Source organism: Streptomyces atratus, from assembly GCF_900119365.1.
GTDB lineage: Bacteria > Actinomycetota > Actinomycetes > Streptomycetales > Streptomycetaceae > Streptomyces > Streptomyces atratus_B.
The window spans coordinates 71,302-86,900 of sequence record NZ_FPJO01000025.1 but is presented as its reverse complement, the minus strand read 5'-3'; the positions used below and the strand labels follow the sequence as shown (position 1 = coordinate 86,900).

Genomic DNA, 15,599 nt, shown 5'->3' with positions numbered 1-15,599 from the left:
GACGATGACACCACCGCCCGCAACCCAGCAGGCCGCGGCGCCGGAAGTGCTCGCCCGCTGCCGCGACCTCGTGCGCCCGGCGCTCGCACAGGCCGTAGGGCGCCTGCATCCGTGGCACGCGGAGATGGCCGCCTTCTCCCTCGGGTGGGACGCGGCGGACGGCAGCCCCGCCCCGGGGTCACAGGGCAAGGGGATCCGCCAGGCCCTCACCCTGCTCAGCGCCGAGGCCGCCGGGGCACCGGCGCAGGACGCGGTGGTGGGAGCGGTCGCCGTGGAGCTGATCCATGTCTTCTCCCTCCTCCATGACGACATCATGGACGGCGACGAGACCCGCAGGCAGCGCGCCACCGTGTGGAAGGCGTACGGCACCGGCCCGGCGATCCTCGCGGGCGATGCGCTCTTCGCACTGGCCGTGCAGACCCTGGCCGACTCGCCCGGGAGGTACAGCGCGACGGCGGTCCGGCATCTCGCCGGAACACTGACCGACCTGGTCCGCGGTCAGGCCGACGACCTGCTCTTCGAGTCCCGGCCGTGGAACGGGCCCGAAGCGGTGCAGCCGCACGAGTACCGGTGGATGGCCGAACACAAGACCGGTGCGCTGCTCGGCTGTGCGGCGGGCCTGGGCGCGGTGCTCTCAGGCGCCCAGGCCCCCACCGTCGACGCGCTCGCCCGTGCGGGCCGGCACCTCGGGGTGGCGTTCCAGGCGGTGGACGATCTCCTGGGGATCTGGGGCGACCCCGAGGCCACGGGCAAGCCCGTGCACAGCGATCTGCGCCGGCTGAAGAAGACATACCCCGTCCTCTCGGCCCTGGCCACGGACGGTCCCGCCGCACGGCGGCTCGCCACGCTGCTCGGCACCGGGAATCCGCTCGACGACGCCGACGCCCGGCGGGCGGCCGAGCTCGTCGAGGAGGCCGGCGGACGCTCCGCCACCCTGGCCGAGGCCCACCGGCAGCTGGACAGCGCTCGGCGCAGCCTGGAGAGCGTTCCCCTCGCCCCGGCCGCGCTCGGCGAAATCCTCGCGCTGCTCCCGTTTCTCATCGACCGCACCCGCTGACCCGCCGCCTGGCTGCCCCGGGCCCGGCCGCCGGTTCCGTCGCCTGCTCGTCGTCAGCCGGTGAGCCTGCCGACGAGCTCCTGCGCGACGGCCGCCGGGGCCCGGGGATGGAGCACCTCGACGCGATGGACCAGACGAGGCGCGGAGAGCCGGATGCCGACCGTGCCCGGCAGTGCGGCGGCGAGGGAGAGGGGCAGGGCGGCCAGACCGTGACCTGCGGCGACGAGCACCCCGAGGCCGTACACATCGGTTCCGCCGTACGTGAGGTGCGGGCGGAACCCGTCGGTGTTGGCGGCGGCGCGCAACTGGCCGAGGGAAACAGCGGTGTCGGGGGCGTCGATCCAGTGGGCGTCGGCGAGGTCGAAGAGGCGCAGGGAGCCCCGATGTGCCAGCGGGTGGCCCGCGGGAAGGAGGACGGCGAGGGGCTGCTCGGCCACGGCCAGGCCGGTCATGGGCCCTGCATCGGGCACCGGCAGCGGGTCGCTGGGGGCTGCCGCGCCGTCGATCAGGCCCAGGTCCGCGGCGCCGGTGAGCACCGCCTGCGCCACCGCTGCCCGTCCGAGTACCTGGACGTCCACCGCGAGGCCCGGCGTGTCGGCGCGCAGACGGGCCAGGTCCCCGGCGACGGAGGGCGTGAGGGCCACGGGGCCGCAGGCCAGGGTCAGCCGGGTGGGGTGCGCCCGCCCGACCCGGGCGACATCGGCGCGGGCCGCGTCGATGCGGAGCAGCAGCGGTGCGGCGTGTTCCATGAGCCGTTCGCCCGCCGCTGTCGGCCCTACGGGGCGGCGCTCCACCAGCCGGGTGCCGAGATCGTTCTCCAGGGCGGCGATGTGCTGGGACACGGCGGACTGGGTGTATCCCAGTGCCCGGGCGGCGGCGGAGAAGGAGCGGTGTTCGACGACGGCGACGAAGGTACGCAGCAGATGCGGATCCATGTGCATCAGTATCGCTAATGCTGGATGCACTGATCATCGTTGGACGTGATGCGGAAGCTGCGTTTCGATGGGGCTCATGACCCACACCGCACGTATCGCTCTGGTCGGCGACCGGGATCCGGCCGTCCGCTCCCACACCCGCGTCCCCGTTCTGCTGGACTCCCTGCGCAACCGCGACGGCCTGGACCTCGACGCCTACTGGATCCCCACGCAGGAAGCCGCGGAGGGCGTCGAGGGGTTCGACGCGGTCTGGATGCTGCCCGGGAGCCCGTACCGCAGCGAGGCGGGGGCGCTCGCGGCGATCCGTACCGCCCGCGAGGAAGGCATTCCCTTTCTGGGCACCTGCGGGGGCTTCCAGCACGCCCTGCTCGAGTACGCCCGCAATGTGTGCGGCCTGGCGGGCGCCGGTCACGCCGAGAACGCGCCGCTGACGGCCGCCGAGGACGCGGTGGTCGTCCCGCTCGCCTGCTCGCTGGTCGGCCACGAGGGTACGATCGAGCTCACCGGCGGCTCGCGGGCCGCCCAACTCCTGGGCGCCGAGCGCACGATGGAGCGCTACTACTGCAATTACGGCCCCAATCCGCACCATCTCGACCTGCTGCGCTCGCACGGGCTGCGCTTCATCGGCATCGACGACGCGGGCGAGGTCCGGATCGCCGAACTGCCAGCACACCCCTTCTTCCTCGCCACCCTCTTCCAGCCCGAACTGCACGGCGACGGCACCCGGCCCCACCCCCTGATCAGAGGACTGGCCGAGGCCGCTGTCCGGCATGCGGAGGGCTCGCTCTGATGTGGAGTACGGAAGGCACCTCACGGAGCTGGAGAACGCGTGCGACGGCCGTGGTCGCCGCCTATCTGCGGGCCTGCACGGTCCGCGACGCCTACGCCACGAGCCCGCTCGCGCCGGCTCCGGACGCCGCGCTGACCGCCGCCCGCACCGATGCGCCGCTCGTCGGGCGTTGCCCGTGAGCGCTGTTCACCGGGCGTCGTGGAAGACGAGGCCGAGGGTGCGGCGCCGGCCGGAGCGGACGGTGCTGACGCCGTGCCGCATGGGCGCCTTCGACCAGCCGCGCCGGGCGGCGACCGGCCGGTCACGGGTGGTGAAGACCAGCCCGTGGCTCTGGAGCAGAGCGGTGGCCGATCCACGTGACTGTGCGCGGGGGCGCTGTTCGGCCATGGCGGCAGCCGGTCGGATTCGCATGCCCGTTCACGTATCCGCACACGTGTGATCGCCACTTCCTGAAAGAGGATCAGGAGCCTATTCTGCTGCGTCGACCGCAAGAACGACGGAATGGATGTGGGCATGAGGGAGCAGTTAGGGGCGGGGGACTCCCGTCGGGCCGGCCCGTACCGGCTCGTGGCCGCGCTGGGACGCGGCGGGATGGGCCGGGTGTTCCTGGGGCGGTCCCGCGGCGGCCGGCTCGTCGCCGTGAAGGTCGTCGACGCCGGACTCGCGGGGGACGAGGAGTTCCGGCGCCGGTTCGCGCAGGCCGCGCAGGAGGCCCGCAGGGTCGGGGGTTTCTACACCGCCCAGGTGGTGGACGCGGACCCGGACGCCGACCCGCCGTGGCTGGCGTCCGCCTACATCCCGGGCCCTTCCCTGGATGAGGCGGTACGCGCGCACGGCCCGTTGCCGTACCAGGCTGTGCGGGTGCTCGGCTCCGGTCTGGCCGAGGGACTTGCCGCGATCCACGCCGCGCGGCTCGTGCACGGCGGCCTGAAGCCGAGCAACGTGATCCTGGCCGACGACGGTCCGCGGATCACCGACTTCGCCCTGGCGCGGGCCCTGGACGCCGCGCATCCGTCGATGACGGTCAGCGCCGAGCACGGTGCGTTCCTGTCGCCCGAGGCGGCGCGCGGGCAGCATGCCGGGCCCGAGTCCGACATCTTCTCCCTCGCCGGGGTGCTCGTCTTCGCCGCGACGGGACGCGGTCCCTTCGCGGGCGCGGTGGGGGCCGAGGTGCTCCATCGCATCGTCAATGCCGAGCCGGACCTCACCGGTGTCCCGGAACCGCTGGCCGGGCTGCTCGCGGCGTGTCTGGCAAAGAGTCCCGAGCACCGGCCGGGCCTGGACCGCCTGCTTGAGCAGCTTGCCCCGGCCGGCACGCAGGGCCCCGGGTGGCTGCCGCCGCCGGTCGCGACCATGGTGGACGAGCAGCGGACCGTCCCGGCGGCGGGCACCATGCGGCGGCGGGCGTTCCTGGCGGGTGGAGTGGCGGCGGCCGCGGCCGCGGCGGTCCCCGTGGGGATCTGGCTCGGCTCCGACTCCGGTTCGGGCTCCGGTGACGGGAAGGGGGCGCCGGGGAGCGGGGCGAAGGACGGGGAATCGGCCAAGGGGAAGCCGGCCGCCGGCCCGAAACTCACGCCGACCGAGACCATCGACATCGGCAAGACCGACGCCTCCATCCACCTCGCCTACAGCCAGGACGGCAAACAGCTGGCCACCGGCCTCAAGAGCAGCGTGACGCTGTGGGACTCGGCTTCCCGGTCGAAGATCGCCACGCTGACGCCGAAGGCCGAGGGGTTGCTGGCCCACTGCGTCGCTTTCGGCGGCGACGGCCTGCTCGCCCTCGGGTATCTGAAAGCACCGGCCCGGGACAACGACTTCCAGACGGGCGCCGGCGGGGTCACGGTCTGGGACATCGCCTCGCGCGAGGAGGTCGCGGTGCTCACCGCGCCCGCCCTGGGCAGCAGCCTGTACCCGATGCAGTCACTGGCGTTCAGCCCGGACGGCAAGACACTGGCCGGAGCCCGGAGCGGGCCGCCCGACAGCTTCGGCGAGGTTCCGCTGTGGGACGTACGCTCCGGGAAGAGAATCGAGGACCTGGTCGTCGGAGCGGGGAAGGGCAACCGGTACTTCGCGGTGCGGAGCGTCGCGTTCAGCCCGGACGGCAAGATCCTGGCCGCGGGCTACGGGGGCGGTCTCAAGGGCGGAGTCGTCCTGCTCGACACCTCGTCCTGGTCGCCGATCGCGACGCTGCCGCTGGACGGCACGGATGCCTTCGGGGTGACCACCGTCGCGTTCGGCCCGGACGGCAGGACGCTGGCCGCGACCTTCGGCGGTCTCGCTCTGTGGGACGTCGCCGCACGGAAGCTGACCGCCAGGATCGGCACCGCAAACGACCAGATCCAGAGCCTGGCGATCAGCCCGGACGGCTCCGTCGTGGCCGGGGCCGGCGGGGCCGGCGCGGTGCAGGGGCACATCGGTCTGTGGGACCTGGCGTCCGCCAAGGAGATCGTCTCCGTCCCGGCGGGCCGCAGCGGCGTCGGCGACGTGGTCTTCCACCCCGACGGCCGTACCCTCGCCACGGCCTACACCAATGCCAAGATGCTCTCCACCGTGCAGTTGTGGGCCGTCGGGTGACCGACCCGATGGCGACCGGGGACCCGCGCCGTGTCGGCCCCTACCGCCTCGTGGGCAAGCTCGGACGCGGCGGCATGGGGCAGGTGTTCCTCGGCCGGTCGCAGGGCGGCCGGATGGTCGCGGTGAAGCTGGTGAACCCGGAACTGGCCGAAGACACGGAATTCCGGCGGCGGTTCGCCCTGGAGGCCGAGGCGGCCCGGAAGGTCGGCGGCTTCTACACCGCCCAGGTCGTGGACGCGGGCGTGGACGACGACCGGCCGTGGCTGGTCACCGCCTACATTCCCGGGCCGTCCCTCCAGCAGGCGGTACGGACACACGGCCCACTCCCGTACTCGGCGCTGCGGGTGCTCGGCTCGGGCCTGGCCGAGGGCCTCGCCGCGATCCACGACTGCGGCCTCGTCCACCGTGATCTGAAGCCGGCCAACGTGATCCTGGCGGACGACGGGCCACGTGTCATCGACTTCGGCATCGCCCGTGCCCTCGACTCGGCGCACCTGACGGCATCGGTGATCGGCACGCCGGGCTTCATGTCGCCCGAGCAGTGCCTCGGCCGTGAGACCGGGCCCGCCTCCGATGTGTTCGCCCTCGGCTGCGTCCTGGTCTACGCGGCCACGGGGCACAGTCCGTACGGGCAGGGCAGCGCGGCCGCGATCCATTACCGGACCGTGCACGAGGCCCCTGACCTGACAGGCGTGCCGCCCGAACTGGTCCCGTTCCTGACGGCCTGTCTGGCCACGGAGCCGGAGCTCCGCCCGACCGTCGCCAAGGCCCTGGAGCACCTTGCCACGTCGACGGACGACACGGAGTGGCTCCCGGCGGGTGTGAGCGCGATGGTGCGCGAACGCCGCGAGGAGACGAAGGTGCTGCCGCCCGACGAGATCCCCTCGGATCCCGGGACCGGCGGCCCGTCCCGGCGGCGCGGACGGATCGCCCTGCTCGCCTCCGGCGGCCTGGTGCTGGCCGCGGCCGCCGTCTGGGGTGCGGTGGCCTGGCTCGGCGGCCCGGACCGGTCGGACGACAACGCCGCCGGCCACGGCAGCCCCCGGGCCACAGGCAGCAAAGGACCGTCCGCCGGAAGTACCGACCCCTGCGACATCATCGACCGCGACATCATCCAGGAGAGCGTGCTCGTGGACACGGGCACGCCGGGCGGGTACAGCAGCGGCTCGGAGACCATGAGGTCCTGCAAGTGGCAGACAGCCCAGTTCGGCGACCCCGACACCGACATGGACGGCTACTACACGCTGGTGTACGCACCGAGCCGTATCGAGGTGATCAGCAAGGACCGCCGCCGCGACTCGGTGGACCTCTCCGGCATCCCGGACGCGCAGGCCTACTCCAACGCGGCGGAGACCGGCTGCGAGGTGTCGTGGCCGACGTCCTTCGGCTACGCCGTCGTCTTCGGCACCGAAGGGGACAACATCCTCGGCGGGGACTGCGTCTTCGTGGCGAGGTTCGCCCAGGCGGTCTATCCGAAGGTTCCCGAGTAAGCGTCCACCTCGGCCAGTTGGCACACTTGGCCGCCCCGACTCGGCCGATCCGTCGGCGGGCCGGTCCCCCGTATCCCCGGGGCGGCCGCCGCCTGTGCCGCCTGCACCTACTAATTCGTATTAGTACCTTGACTTTCTTCATCGGCGGGTTCGAAGCTGAGCGCCACCCACCGTGAGCACGCATGAGTGAGGACGCCATGAGTGAGATCACCCGCAGAGGGTTCGGCCGCATGGCCGGACTGGCCGTGCTGGCCGCAGGATTCACCGCCGGGACGGGAGCGCCGAGCGAAGCATCTGCCGCTCCCGCCCCCGCTGCGACCCAGGAGCCGTTCGAGTTGCGCCGCCTCAGTTCGTTCGATCAGCGGCGCTACTTCACGTACCCCACCCACAACGGCTTCGTCGACGCCGACCGCATCGTGCTCGGTCAGCGCGAGACCGGGGCCACGAGTCTGTGGGAGGTGAATGTGCGCTCCGGTGAGGAGCGGTTCCTGGCGCGGTTCGCCACCTCGGCGGGCGACCGGAATCCGTTCGTCTGGTGGAACATCCACTCCGGACGCCTCGTCACCTGCGCGGAGAACGCGGTCTGGCTGATCGATCTCGACCTGGCCGATCCGGCGCCCGTGAAGCTCTACTCACCGCCGCCGGGCCGCGCGCTCAGCGTCGTCGTCAATCTGCATCCGGCGGGCGACCGGGTGCTGTGCAGCCACTACCCGGCACCGATCACCGCAGGCCCGACCGCAGCGGTGGAGATCGAGCTCGGCGACGGCCGGGTCAGAGAGGTCTTCTCGGGGGAGGTGTTCGCCACGCACTTCCAGTACAGCGCCCACGATCCGGAATGGATCGGCTACGCGCTCGGCGGCAGCATCCACTCCTGGGCCCTGCATCCGGTCCACGCGCCGCACGGCAAGATGATCTGGGACCAGGCCGCTGCCGGCGTCCCGGTCGGCACTCACGGCGTGTGGAAGTCCCGCGCCGATACCGGGTGTCTCGTCGTGGGCATCGGCGGCAGCTCGTCGGGGTTGTGGATGGTCCACCCGGACGACCGGCCGGACCGGCTGCTGGCGCCGGGGCCGTCGGGCGCGAACGGTGCGTACAACCACTGCGACATCTCCGCCGACGGCCGCTGGGCCGTGACCGACACCAACGGTCGCAACGGTTCGGCACTCGGGCAGGTGGGTTCGGTGGCGCTTGTCGACCTGACCGGCGTGCACCCACCGCGCACACTCGGCCTGGCGGGCTGGGGCTCCGCTCATCCCGGCCATCCCCATCCGGCCTTCTCGCCCGATGGCCGCATGGTCGCCTACACCGACACGGAGGCCGCCACCGACCGCACCCGCGTGGTGCTCTGCGACTCGCGCGGCAGTTGGACGCCACGTCCGCTGGACTGGACGGCGGAGGCGGAGGAGCTCGCCCTCACCGTGTCGGGCGGCCGCGCCGAGGTCTTCGCCGACGCCCAATGCGGCGCCGGTCATGGGCTGTTGTTCACGCCGGCCGCCACCGGCAACGCACTGACCGTCGAATTCCGGCAGCCGGGACCCGGTCTGCGGACCCTGCGCCTGCGGGTGAAACGGCACTATTCCCGGGGCATCTACCGGCTGTCGGTGAACGGCACCACGATCGGTGATCCGATCGACCTCTACAGCCCGGTCATGACCTACGCCGAGCCGGAGTTCACCCAGGTACCCCTGCGGGCGGGAACCAACACACTCCGCCTGACCCACCTCGGACAGCACCTCGACAGCACCGGCGTCCCCGGGTCGTGTGCCATCGACCGGATCGGCGTGCGGCGACCCGACTAGGACGTGTCCGGCCGGTCATGTTGCTGGTCAGGGGTGCGAACGTGTCCAGGACAAGCGTGAGTAACCATCGGTGCCGCAGGACCGGCGCTCAAGCGCGGCGTCCAAGCCTTCGGACGCGGCATCCGGACCTGGCCGGCCGACTGGAACGAGCAGCCACGGCCCTGCGCCCGGACGGAGGCCGCAGACGAGATCATCGGCAAAGTCGCCCACCACTGCCGACGAATCCCTGACTCGGGTCACCAGCTGCTCAGGCCGGGTTCGAGGGGGCGCGGGCGGCGATGGCGTCCAGCATCAGGTCCAGCGCGAAATGGAAGTTGGCACCGTCCTCCACCGAGGCCAAGTAGGGCGCCGCCGCCGCGATATGGGGGTGGGTGGCGGCAGGTACGACCGCGTACTCGCCGGACCAGGCGGACTCGTCGCCGCGGCGGGTGTGCGCGTCGAGCGTGCAGTACGTGGCGTCCATGCACGACCAGGCCAGGACGGAGTCCACCAGCGCACGGTAGTGGCGCACCGCCTCCTCGGGTGAGAATCCCGCGTCGGACAGCGCGGTGAGGGTCATCTCGATGACCCTCATCTCGGCCGGGCGCCGCGTGATGCGCACCGTGGCGAGCACGGCGGCCCGCGGATGCGAGAGATAGACCTTGTGGATGCGGATGAACAGGCCGCGCAGCGTCTGCCGCCAGTCGTCGGAGGGTTCGAGACCTTCGAGCCCCTCCTCCAGCAGATGGTCCGCCACCGCGAGCAGCAGATCGTCCTTGTTGCGGAAGTGCCGGTAGAGGGCAGTGGGGTCGGCGCCCAGCTGGGCGCCGATCCGGCGGAACGTCAGGGCGTCAGCTCCAACGGTGTCCATCAGTTCGAGGCACGCCTCCACGATCAGCCGAGGGCTGAGCGACGGCCTCGGACGGCCGGATTCGGCGCGCTTCCCCCCGGCCGCCGCGGCCCGTTTCCCCGTACGTGACTCCACTGCGCACTCCCCTCGTTCCGGTCGGCCCAGCCCCATTCTGCCGCCCGTCGCACCCCGGTACGCCATACCCTCGGAACCCATGAGTCAACCGCGTTGTCATCACCGTTGACTTTGCTGTCGTTTCCCTGCCACGCTGCCGCCACCCGTACCGCACCCGGCACATCGCACCGCCCTGTCAGAGGCAAGGAGACACCCATGCCCGGTCACCCGCCCCCATCGCCCGCGCCCGGCACCGCGACCGCGGCCGCCCCGTCGGGACACCCCGTGGCACTGCCCAAGGTGCTCGGGGTGCTGGACGGGGTCGTGCTCTCCCTGTCCAACATCAGCCCGACCTTCAGCATCGGCGTCGGTCTGGGCATGATCGGCGCCTCGGTGGGCGTGGGAATCCCGGCGGCCTTCCTGCTGGGTCTGCTGCCGATCCTCGGCATCGCGCTCGCCTACACCAAACTGAACCAGCGCGAGGCCAACTGCGGCACGGCGTACGTGTGGGTGGGCAGAGCGGTCGGGCCGATGCCGGGATACATGATCGGCTGGGTCACCGTCGTCACCCAGGTGCTGTTCCTGTCCTACGCCATCCCGCTGATGGGGCAGTACACACTGCTGGCGGTCGACTCGATGGGACTGCACCGGGTGGCCGGTGTGAACCTGGCCGACGCTCCGGTGTTCGCCTCGATGGCGGCGGGACTGGCCCTCGCCGCCGGTCTCACCGCGCTGGCGATCCTCGGCGTCGAGGTCGCCGCCCGATTCCAACTGGTCCTCATCAGCCTTGAGTTCGTGGTGCTCCTCGCCCTCTTTCTGTGGGCCGTCGTCGCCGGGCACGCGGCCTCCTTCGACCTCGACTGGTTCTCCCCCACTGTCTTCTCCTCGCCCTCGGTGATGGCGATGGGGATCCTGCTGGCGGTGTTCATGTACTGGGGCTGGGAGACCGCGTTCTCGGTGACGGAGGAGAACGCCGACGCCCGCACCTCGGCGCGGGCCGGGATGTGGTCGCTCGCGGCGGTCGCCGGACTGTTCCTGTTCGCGGCCGTGGCCTTCCAGCGCGCCCTGACTCCCGAGGAGCTCGTGGCCAACGGGGAGCGCGGCCTGCCCTACATCGGGGAGATGGCGGCCGGGGGTGTCGGCCGGGCGGTGACCACCCTCGTCCTGCTCTGCTCCATCATCGCGTGTGTACAGTCGGTGCTGATCGGCTCCGCACGCCAGACGCTCGCGATGAGCCGGGACGGAGTGCTCGGTGCCGGCTGGGCGGCGCTGCACAACCGCCGCCGTACCCCGCACGTGTCGACCCTGCGGATCGCCGCCGTGTCCGCGGTTCTGGCCCTGCTGTCGGCCGGTCTGGGCAGTCTGCAGGACATCATCGTCGGATCCGTCACCTCCGTCGGCATCCTGATCTCCCTCTACTACGCCTTCGCCGCGCTGGCCTGCGCGATCACCTTCGCCCCGGACGCACGGCGGAACCCGCGCATGCTCGTCGTCACGGTGCTGGTGCCGGTCGTGTGCGGGCTCGCGCTGCTCGGGCTCGGCTGCTACATGGTCTTCAGTCTGTGGACGTCCTGCGACCACTTCGCGTTCGCCGCCGACAACGGCCGCTTCCTGACGCTGGTGCCGATGGTCATCCTCGTCACCGGAGTCCCGGCCGCCCTGTGGGCCAAGTACCGGCGGCGCGCCCCCTACTTCTACCGCGATCCGGCGTCCGCACCCCGGACGCCGGAGGCACCCGTGCCAGCCGGAGGCTCCGCGCCGGCCATGTGACGCACCGGCGCACCACACCCCACCGTGCGGAACGGGTCCGCCCGCCTCCGCCGTTGCCCGACCATGAACCAACACCGCAAGGAGTACCACCCGATGAGCCACGCAGATCTCGTCTTCACCTCAGGCTCCGTGATCACCATGGATCCCTCGCGCACCGGCGCCACGGCTCTGGCGGTGACCGGGGAGCGGATCAGCGCGGTCGGCGGTGAGGAGGTGCGCGAGCTGATCGGCCCGGACACCCAGGTCGTCGACCTGGCGGGGCGGGCGCTGCTGCCGGGCTTCCAGGACGCCCATGTCCACGCCGTGTTCGGCGGCCTGGAGCTGGGCACCTGCGATCTGACGGGAACGACGGACCCGGCCGAGTACCGCCGCAGGATCGCAGAGTACGCGGCCGCCCACCCCGATCGGCCCTGGATCACCGGTGGCGGCTGGTCGATGGAGAGCTTCCCCGGTGGCCTGCCGACCCGGCAGATGCTCGACGAGATCGTGCCCGACCGGCCCGTACTGCTGGCCAACCGGGACCACCACGGCGCCTGGGCCAACACCCGGGCGCTGGAGCTGGCCGGTGTGACCGCCTCGACCGCCGACCCCTCGGACGGACGCGTCGAACGCGAAGCCGACGGCACCCCGTCGGGCATGCTCCAGGAGGGCGCGGTGGAACTCGTCGGACGCGCCGCGCCCCGGCCCACCGTGGACGACCTGGTCGACGGTCTGCTGCGTGCCCAGCGGCTGCTGCACTCGTACGGCATCACCGCCTGGCAGGACGCCCTGCTCGGCGAGTACGGCGGGCACCCCGATGTCTCGGCCGCCTATTTCACGGCGGCCGGGCGCGGGCTGCTGACCGCCCGGGTCAACGGCTCCCTGTGGTGGGACCGGGACGCCGGCGCCGAACAGATCCCCCGCCTCGTCGAGCTCCGCGAGACCCTGCGCGAGGGCCGGTTCCGTGCCGACACCGTCAAGATCATGCAGGACGGCATCGCCGAGAACCACACCGCCGCCATGACCGCCCCGTACAAGGACTCCTGCGGTTGCGCCACGGCCAATTCGGGCCTCAGTTTCGTCGACCCCGGGGCGCTGCGCGGGTACGTCACCGAGCTCGACTCCCTGGACTTCCAGGTCCACTTCCACGCGCTGGGCGACCGGGCCGTCCGCGAGGCGCTCGACGCGGTCGAGGCCGCGCTGGAGGCCAACGGGCCGCGCGGCAACCGCCACCACCTGGCCCACCTCCAGGTCGTGCACCCGAACGACGTGCCGCGCTTCGCGCGGCTCGGCGCGGTCGCCAACCTCCAGCCGCTGTGGGCGGCCCACGAACCGCAGATGGACGAGCTCACCATCCCGTTCCTCGGCGACGAACTCGCGGCCTGGCAGTACCCCTTCGGCGACCTGCACCGCACCGGTGCCCCGCTGGCCGCCGGCAGCGACTGGCCCGTCAGCTCCGCCGACCCCCTGGAAGGCATCCATGTGGCGGTCAACCGGATCGTTCCCGGCGGGGACCGGCCGCCGTTCCTCCCCGCTCAGCGACTCGACCTGACGACCGCCCTGCGCGCGTACACAGCGGGCTCCGCGTACGTCAACCGGCTCGACGACACCGGCGTTCTGCGGGCCGGCCATCTCGCGGACCTGATCGTTCTCGACCGCGACCCCTACTCCGTGGACCCGGCCGAACTCGCTTCGCTGCGCGTCGAGGCCACGTACGTCGGCGGGCAGCGTGTCTTCGGCGCCCCGGCCCAGGAGTGAGGCGAGAGGTGGTGAGGGGCGAGGTGGTGAGGGGCGAGGGCCTGGCGTACCTCGTCGAGGGTGGTGCACCCGGACGGGTCCAGGCCGTGGGTGAGTTCGGCGCCCATGACGGGGTGGATGTGGCCGTCGACGAGCCCGGGCGTCACCACGGCGCCCTTGAGGTCGATCACCGTGGTCGCCGGGCTCCCGGTCGGCATGGCGGTCGCCGCCACCGTCTACGCGGTTCCGATGCGCCGCCGCCTCGCTGCGGCCGTCTCCCGGGCCACCGACCGGACGTAAGCGATACGCTCGTTGTGTAAGGCACGCGTTCCGATCGCGGAGGCTGCCATGAGGGAGAACATCGAGTACCCGACTCCATCCCAGGCCGAGGGCGAGAGGCTGGACGAGGACCGGGATCCCGCCGACGAGCGACACCCCGCCACCATGCGCACCCAGCCGTCCCAGGCGGAGGGCGAGCGCCGCGCGGAGGACGAGGAGTCCTGACAGGGCCGGATTCCGTACGCCATCCCTTCCGGCCGACCGACCGGACCGGTCAGTCGGCCGGACCTCGGGGCCCTGACCCTGGCCCTCGGCGGGCAGGCGCGGCACCTGTCCGGCCATGGCGAGCTCGACGAGCTGCCGCACCGTGTCCTCGGGCGCGGGCGCGGGGACAGGCCTGGGAACAGGGCCTCCCCGGCGGCCGGCCGACCTGGGGACGCGCGGGCCGGGCGGCGCTCGACCGTGTCATGGCCTCCGGCGGTTAGGGTGCCTCGCCCGCGCGGTCGACGGCGGCCCTGGTGAGGACCGCGGAGGTGCCGACGACGGTTCCGGCCGGGCCTGCGTCACCGGCTTCGGCGAGGACCGTGCGTTCACCGAGGAACGCGTACGTGGTCCGGTCGAAGACCCACTGCGTCTGCTGCCCCTGTGCCGTGCGGGCGACGGCGACGCCTTCGCGTCCCGTGGCGTCGTCGGCCGCGCGGATCACCGTGACCCCGGGGATCTTCGCGGCGGCCCGGTAGAGCGCGGCGCCGACCTTCGGCGGCGCCCAGGTCTCGGCCAGCAGGTCACCGATCGCGGTGAACGCCCGCTGGTCCGGGTCCTGGCCCTGGCCCCGGGTCTCGTCCCGGATCAGTTTCAGCAGGGCGTCGGGGTCGGTGGGCAGCGATGCGACGTAGGTGTGGGTGGGGTTGCCGACCGACGGGCCGGAGGCGTGCAGGGTGCCGGGGCGGGGCGTCGCCCCCGGGCCGTCGAGGGTGCCGACCGGTCCGTCGGCGCCGAGCCGGGTGCCGGGCTCGTCCGCCTCGCGCAGCAGGCCGGGGCGGCTGCCGTCGGCGGAGAGCCACACCTGCCGTGTGTGCACGGGAGGCATCGTCACGGGGCCTCCCCCGGCGCTCTGCGCGGCGTAGGCGACCTTGCTCTCGATGTACACGAACTGGTCGGTGCGGACCGCCGTCCGCTGCTCGGTGGCGGCGGCGAGTGCGATGCGGTCGAGGAGGCGTGTCGCTTCGGTCGTACGGGGGGCGCCGCCGCCCACGACCCCGGCGGGGCCCCGCCGGGGTGTGTCCGGGAGGTTCACCACCACGACGCCGCCGACCGCCAGGGTGCAGACGACGGCCGGTGCCAGGACCCGGAGCAGCCGTCGGCGCGGGCGCGCGGCCCGGCGAGCGGGCCTGGCGGACGGTTCGGTGCGGGCGGCCTCGGCCAGCAGTGCCTGCTTCAGCAGCAGTTCACGGTCGGGGGTCAGGCCGGGGACCGGCGGCGGGGGCAGCAGACCGGTGAGGGCGAGGCGCTCGTTCTCCTCGGAGGCGTGGTCCGTGGGGTGTCGCGGGGTGGCGTTCATCCGTGGTTCTCCTGGCGGGGCGAGCGGGCCGCGGGGATGCGGCCCGGTACGGGCTTGTCGGGGGTGGCACCGGGTGCGCTGCCCGCCGCCGCGGCCGGGCGGCCGGCTGCGGACCGCCGGGAACGCGCGCGTGTGGATCGGGCCTCGGCGTCGGCGAGTTCGCGCAGTCGGGTGCGGGCGCGGGAGAGGCGTGACCGGACGGTGCCGACCGGTACGCCGAGTGCCTCGGCGGCGGCCGCGTACTCCAGGCCTTCCCACACCACGAGGGTGAAGACCTCCCGGTCGTGGCGGCGCAGCCGGGCGAGTGCGGTGTGGGCCGCACGCAGTTGCTCGGAATCCGCGAGGTGTGTGACGAGGTCGTCGACGAAGTCCGGCACGGAGCCGCGTTCCGGGACGCGGGCGAGTGCGATGTCCCGGAGCCGGCGTGAGCGTGCGCTGCGGCGCATGATGTTGGTGGCGATGCCCAGCAGCCAGGGGCGCAGGCTGTCCCCCTCGGGGTTCAGCTTCTCCCGGCTGCGCCAGGCCTCCAGGAAGGTCGTCGAGACGACGTCCTCGGCCTCCGCCCAGTCGCCGGTCACGCGAAGGGCATAGCGGTACAGCACCCGGGAGTGCTCGTCGTACAGCTCTCCCAAGGCGCCGCGGTCCCCGCGGCGGAAGCGATTCCTCATGAGTGATTCCACACTCT

The 15,599-nt window shown here is 72.5% G+C and carries 14 protein-coding genes and 2 pseudogenes; 10 read left to right on the top strand and 6 right to left on the bottom strand.

The features are described from left to right. The first annotated feature begins 4 nt into the window (after nucleotides 1-4). Entirely contained in the window at nucleotides 5-1,057 is a 1,053-nt protein-coding gene (locus tag BT364_RS30780; RefSeq protein WP_072488513.1) for a polyprenyl synthetase family protein, read from the top strand. 53 nt (nucleotides 1,058-1,110) lie between these two features. Here BT364_RS30780 and BT364_RS30775 read toward each other — a convergent pair whose 3' ends face one another. Continuing rightward, complete coding sequence (locus tag BT364_RS30775; RefSeq protein WP_072488535.1) at nucleotides 1,111-1,992, bottom strand: LysR family transcriptional regulator; 882 nt, start codon at nucleotides 1,990-1,992, stop codon at nucleotides 1,111-1,113. 76 nt (nucleotides 1,993-2,068) lie between these two features. Between BT364_RS30775 and BT364_RS30770 the strand changes: the two genes are divergently transcribed. Beyond that, a complete protein-coding gene (locus tag BT364_RS30770) occupies nucleotides 2,069-2,782 on the top strand; it encodes a CTP synthase C-terminal region-related (seleno)protein (RefSeq protein ID WP_072488534.1) in 714 nt (237 codons plus the stop codon). Further along, nucleotides 2,782-2,961 (top strand): hypothetical protein, encoded by a 180-nt coding sequence (locus BT364_RS41135; protein WP_143166571.1) that lies wholly within the window; start codon nucleotides 2,782-2,784, stop codon nucleotides 2,959-2,961. The genes BT364_RS30770 and BT364_RS41135 overlap by 1 nt, the downstream gene beginning before the upstream one ends. A gap of 7 nt (nucleotides 2,962-2,968) precedes the next feature. On the opposite strand, the pseudogene BT364_RS30765 reads toward BT364_RS41135, so the two are convergent. Next, nucleotides 2,969-3,169: pseudogene (locus BT364_RS30765) on the bottom strand (2OG-Fe(II) oxygenase); the annotation flags it as partial. A gap of 126 nt (nucleotides 3,170-3,295) precedes the next feature. On the opposite strand from BT364_RS30765, the gene BT364_RS30760 reads away from it, so the two are divergent. The 3 genes from BT364_RS30760 (at nucleotide 3,296) to BT364_RS30750 (ending at nucleotide 8,645) form a co-directional block, all read left to right on the top strand. Next, complete coding sequence (locus BT364_RS30760; protein WP_177328296.1) at nucleotides 3,296-5,356, top strand: WD40 repeat domain-containing serine/threonine protein kinase; 2,061 nt, start codon at nucleotides 3,296-3,298, stop codon at nucleotides 5,354-5,356. Then, nucleotides 5,341-6,846 (top strand): serine/threonine-protein kinase, encoded by a 1,506-nt coding sequence (locus BT364_RS42355; protein ID WP_256260287.1) that lies wholly within the window; start codon nucleotides 5,341-5,343, stop codon nucleotides 6,844-6,846. Before BT364_RS30760 ends, BT364_RS42355 begins: the two co-directional genes overlap by 16 nt. Nucleotides 6,847-7,043: 197 nt before the next feature. After that, complete coding sequence (locus BT364_RS30750) at nucleotides 7,044-8,645, top strand: TolB-like translocation protein (RefSeq protein ID WP_072488510.1); 1,602 nt, start codon at nucleotides 7,044-7,046, stop codon at nucleotides 8,643-8,645. A gap of 247 nt (nucleotides 8,646-8,892) precedes the next feature. Here BT364_RS30750 and BT364_RS30745 read toward each other — a convergent pair whose 3' ends face one another. Beyond that, the gene (locus BT364_RS30745; protein ID WP_072488509.1) at nucleotides 8,893-9,609 is read right to left on the bottom strand and encodes a TetR/AcrR family transcriptional regulator; all 717 of its coding nucleotides are present in this window, start codon (nucleotides 9,607-9,609) and stop codon (nucleotides 8,893-8,895) included. Nucleotides 9,610-9,804: 195 nt separating this feature from the next. Between BT364_RS30745 and BT364_RS30740 the strand changes: the two genes are divergently transcribed. Both BT364_RS30740 and BT364_RS30735 read left to right on the top strand, forming a co-directional pair. Continuing rightward, nucleotides 9,805-11,358 (top strand): APC family permease, encoded by a 1,554-nt coding sequence (locus BT364_RS30740; RefSeq protein WP_072488508.1) that lies wholly within the window; start codon nucleotides 9,805-9,807, stop codon nucleotides 11,356-11,358. 93 nt (nucleotides 11,359-11,451) lie between these two features. Then, nucleotides 11,452-13,095, top strand: a complete 1,644-nt coding sequence (locus BT364_RS30735) for an amidohydrolase (protein WP_072488533.1) — start codon at nucleotides 11,452-11,454, stop codon at nucleotides 13,093-13,095. Here BT364_RS30735 and BT364_RS40460 read toward each other — a convergent pair. Next, nucleotides 13,086-13,274 (bottom strand): annotated as a pseudogene (locus BT364_RS40460) (amidohydrolase family protein); the annotation flags it as partial. The gene BT364_RS30735 and the pseudogene BT364_RS40460 sit on opposite strands and share 10 nt — an antisense overlap. On the opposite strand from BT364_RS40460, the gene BT364_RS43455 reads away from it, so the two are divergent. Both BT364_RS43455 and BT364_RS41835 read left to right on the top strand, forming a co-directional pair. Next, nucleotides 13,252-13,374: a hypothetical protein gene (locus BT364_RS43455; RefSeq protein ID WP_256260291.1), complete on the top strand. Its 123-nt coding sequence runs from the start codon at nucleotides 13,252-13,254 to the stop codon at nucleotides 13,372-13,374. The pseudogene BT364_RS40460 and the gene BT364_RS43455 overlap by 23 nt on opposite strands. A gap of 48 nt (nucleotides 13,375-13,422) precedes the next feature. After that, the gene (locus BT364_RS41835; protein ID WP_177328295.1) at nucleotides 13,423-13,578 is read left to right on the top strand and encodes a hypothetical protein; all 156 of its coding nucleotides are present in this window, start codon (nucleotides 13,423-13,425) and stop codon (nucleotides 13,576-13,578) included. Between the two features lie 256 nt (nucleotides 13,579-13,834). On the opposite strand, the gene BT364_RS30725 is transcribed toward BT364_RS41835, so the two are convergent. Together BT364_RS30725 and BT364_RS30720 are read right to left on the bottom strand one after the other, a co-directional pair. Further along, nucleotides 13,835-14,914: a CU044_5270 family protein gene (locus tag BT364_RS30725; protein WP_072488507.1), complete on the bottom strand. Its 1,080-nt coding sequence runs from the start codon at nucleotides 14,912-14,914 to the stop codon at nucleotides 13,835-13,837. Then, nucleotides 14,911-15,582: an RNA polymerase sigma factor gene (locus BT364_RS30720; RefSeq protein WP_072488506.1), complete on the bottom strand. Its 672-nt coding sequence runs from the start codon at nucleotides 15,580-15,582 to the stop codon at nucleotides 14,911-14,913. The genes BT364_RS30725 and BT364_RS30720 overlap by 4 nt, the downstream gene beginning before the upstream one ends. Nucleotides 15,583-15,599 lie beyond the last annotated feature (17 nt).

What these genes read in the sequence shown, in the direction of transcription:
- BT364_RS30720 (WP_072488506.1), bottom strand. Translation starts at nt 15,582, where the DNA reads ATGAGGAATCGCTTCCGCCGCGGGGACCGCGGCGCCTTGGGAGAGCTG.
- BT364_RS30750 (WP_072488510.1), top strand. Translation starts at nt 7,044, where the DNA reads ATGAGTGAGATCACCCGCAGAGGGTTCGGCCGCATGGCCGGACTGGCC.
- BT364_RS30775 (WP_072488535.1), bottom strand. Translation starts at nt 1,992, where the DNA reads ATGGATCCGCATCTGCTGCGTACCTTCGTCGCCGTCGTCGAACACCGC.
- BT364_RS30725 (WP_072488507.1), bottom strand. Translation starts at nt 14,914, where the DNA reads ATGAACGCCACCCCGCGACACCCCACGGACCACGCCTCCGAGGAGAAC.
- BT364_RS30760 (WP_177328296.1), top strand. Translation starts at nt 3,296, where the DNA reads ATGAGGGAGCAGTTAGGGGCGGGGGACTCCCGTCGGGCCGGCCCGTAC.
- BT364_RS30735 (WP_072488533.1), top strand. Translation starts at nt 11,452, where the DNA reads ATGAGCCACGCAGATCTCGTCTTCACCTCAGGCTCCGTGATCACCATG.
- BT364_RS30740 (WP_072488508.1), top strand. Translation starts at nt 9,805, where the DNA reads ATGCCCGGTCACCCGCCCCCATCGCCCGCGCCCGGCACCGCGACCGCG.
- BT364_RS30770 (WP_072488534.1), top strand. Translation starts at nt 2,069, where the DNA reads ATGACCCACACCGCACGTATCGCTCTGGTCGGCGACCGGGATCCGGCC.
- BT364_RS41835 (WP_177328295.1), top strand. Translation starts at nt 13,423, where the DNA reads ATGAGGGAGAACATCGAGTACCCGACTCCATCCCAGGCCGAGGGCGAG.
- BT364_RS41135 (WP_143166571.1), top strand. Translation starts at nt 2,782, where the DNA reads ATGTGGAGTACGGAAGGCACCTCACGGAGCTGGAGAACGCGTGCGACG.
- BT364_RS30780 (WP_072488513.1), top strand. Translation starts at nt 5, where the DNA reads ATGACACCACCGCCCGCAACCCAGCAGGCCGCGGCGCCGGAAGTGCTC.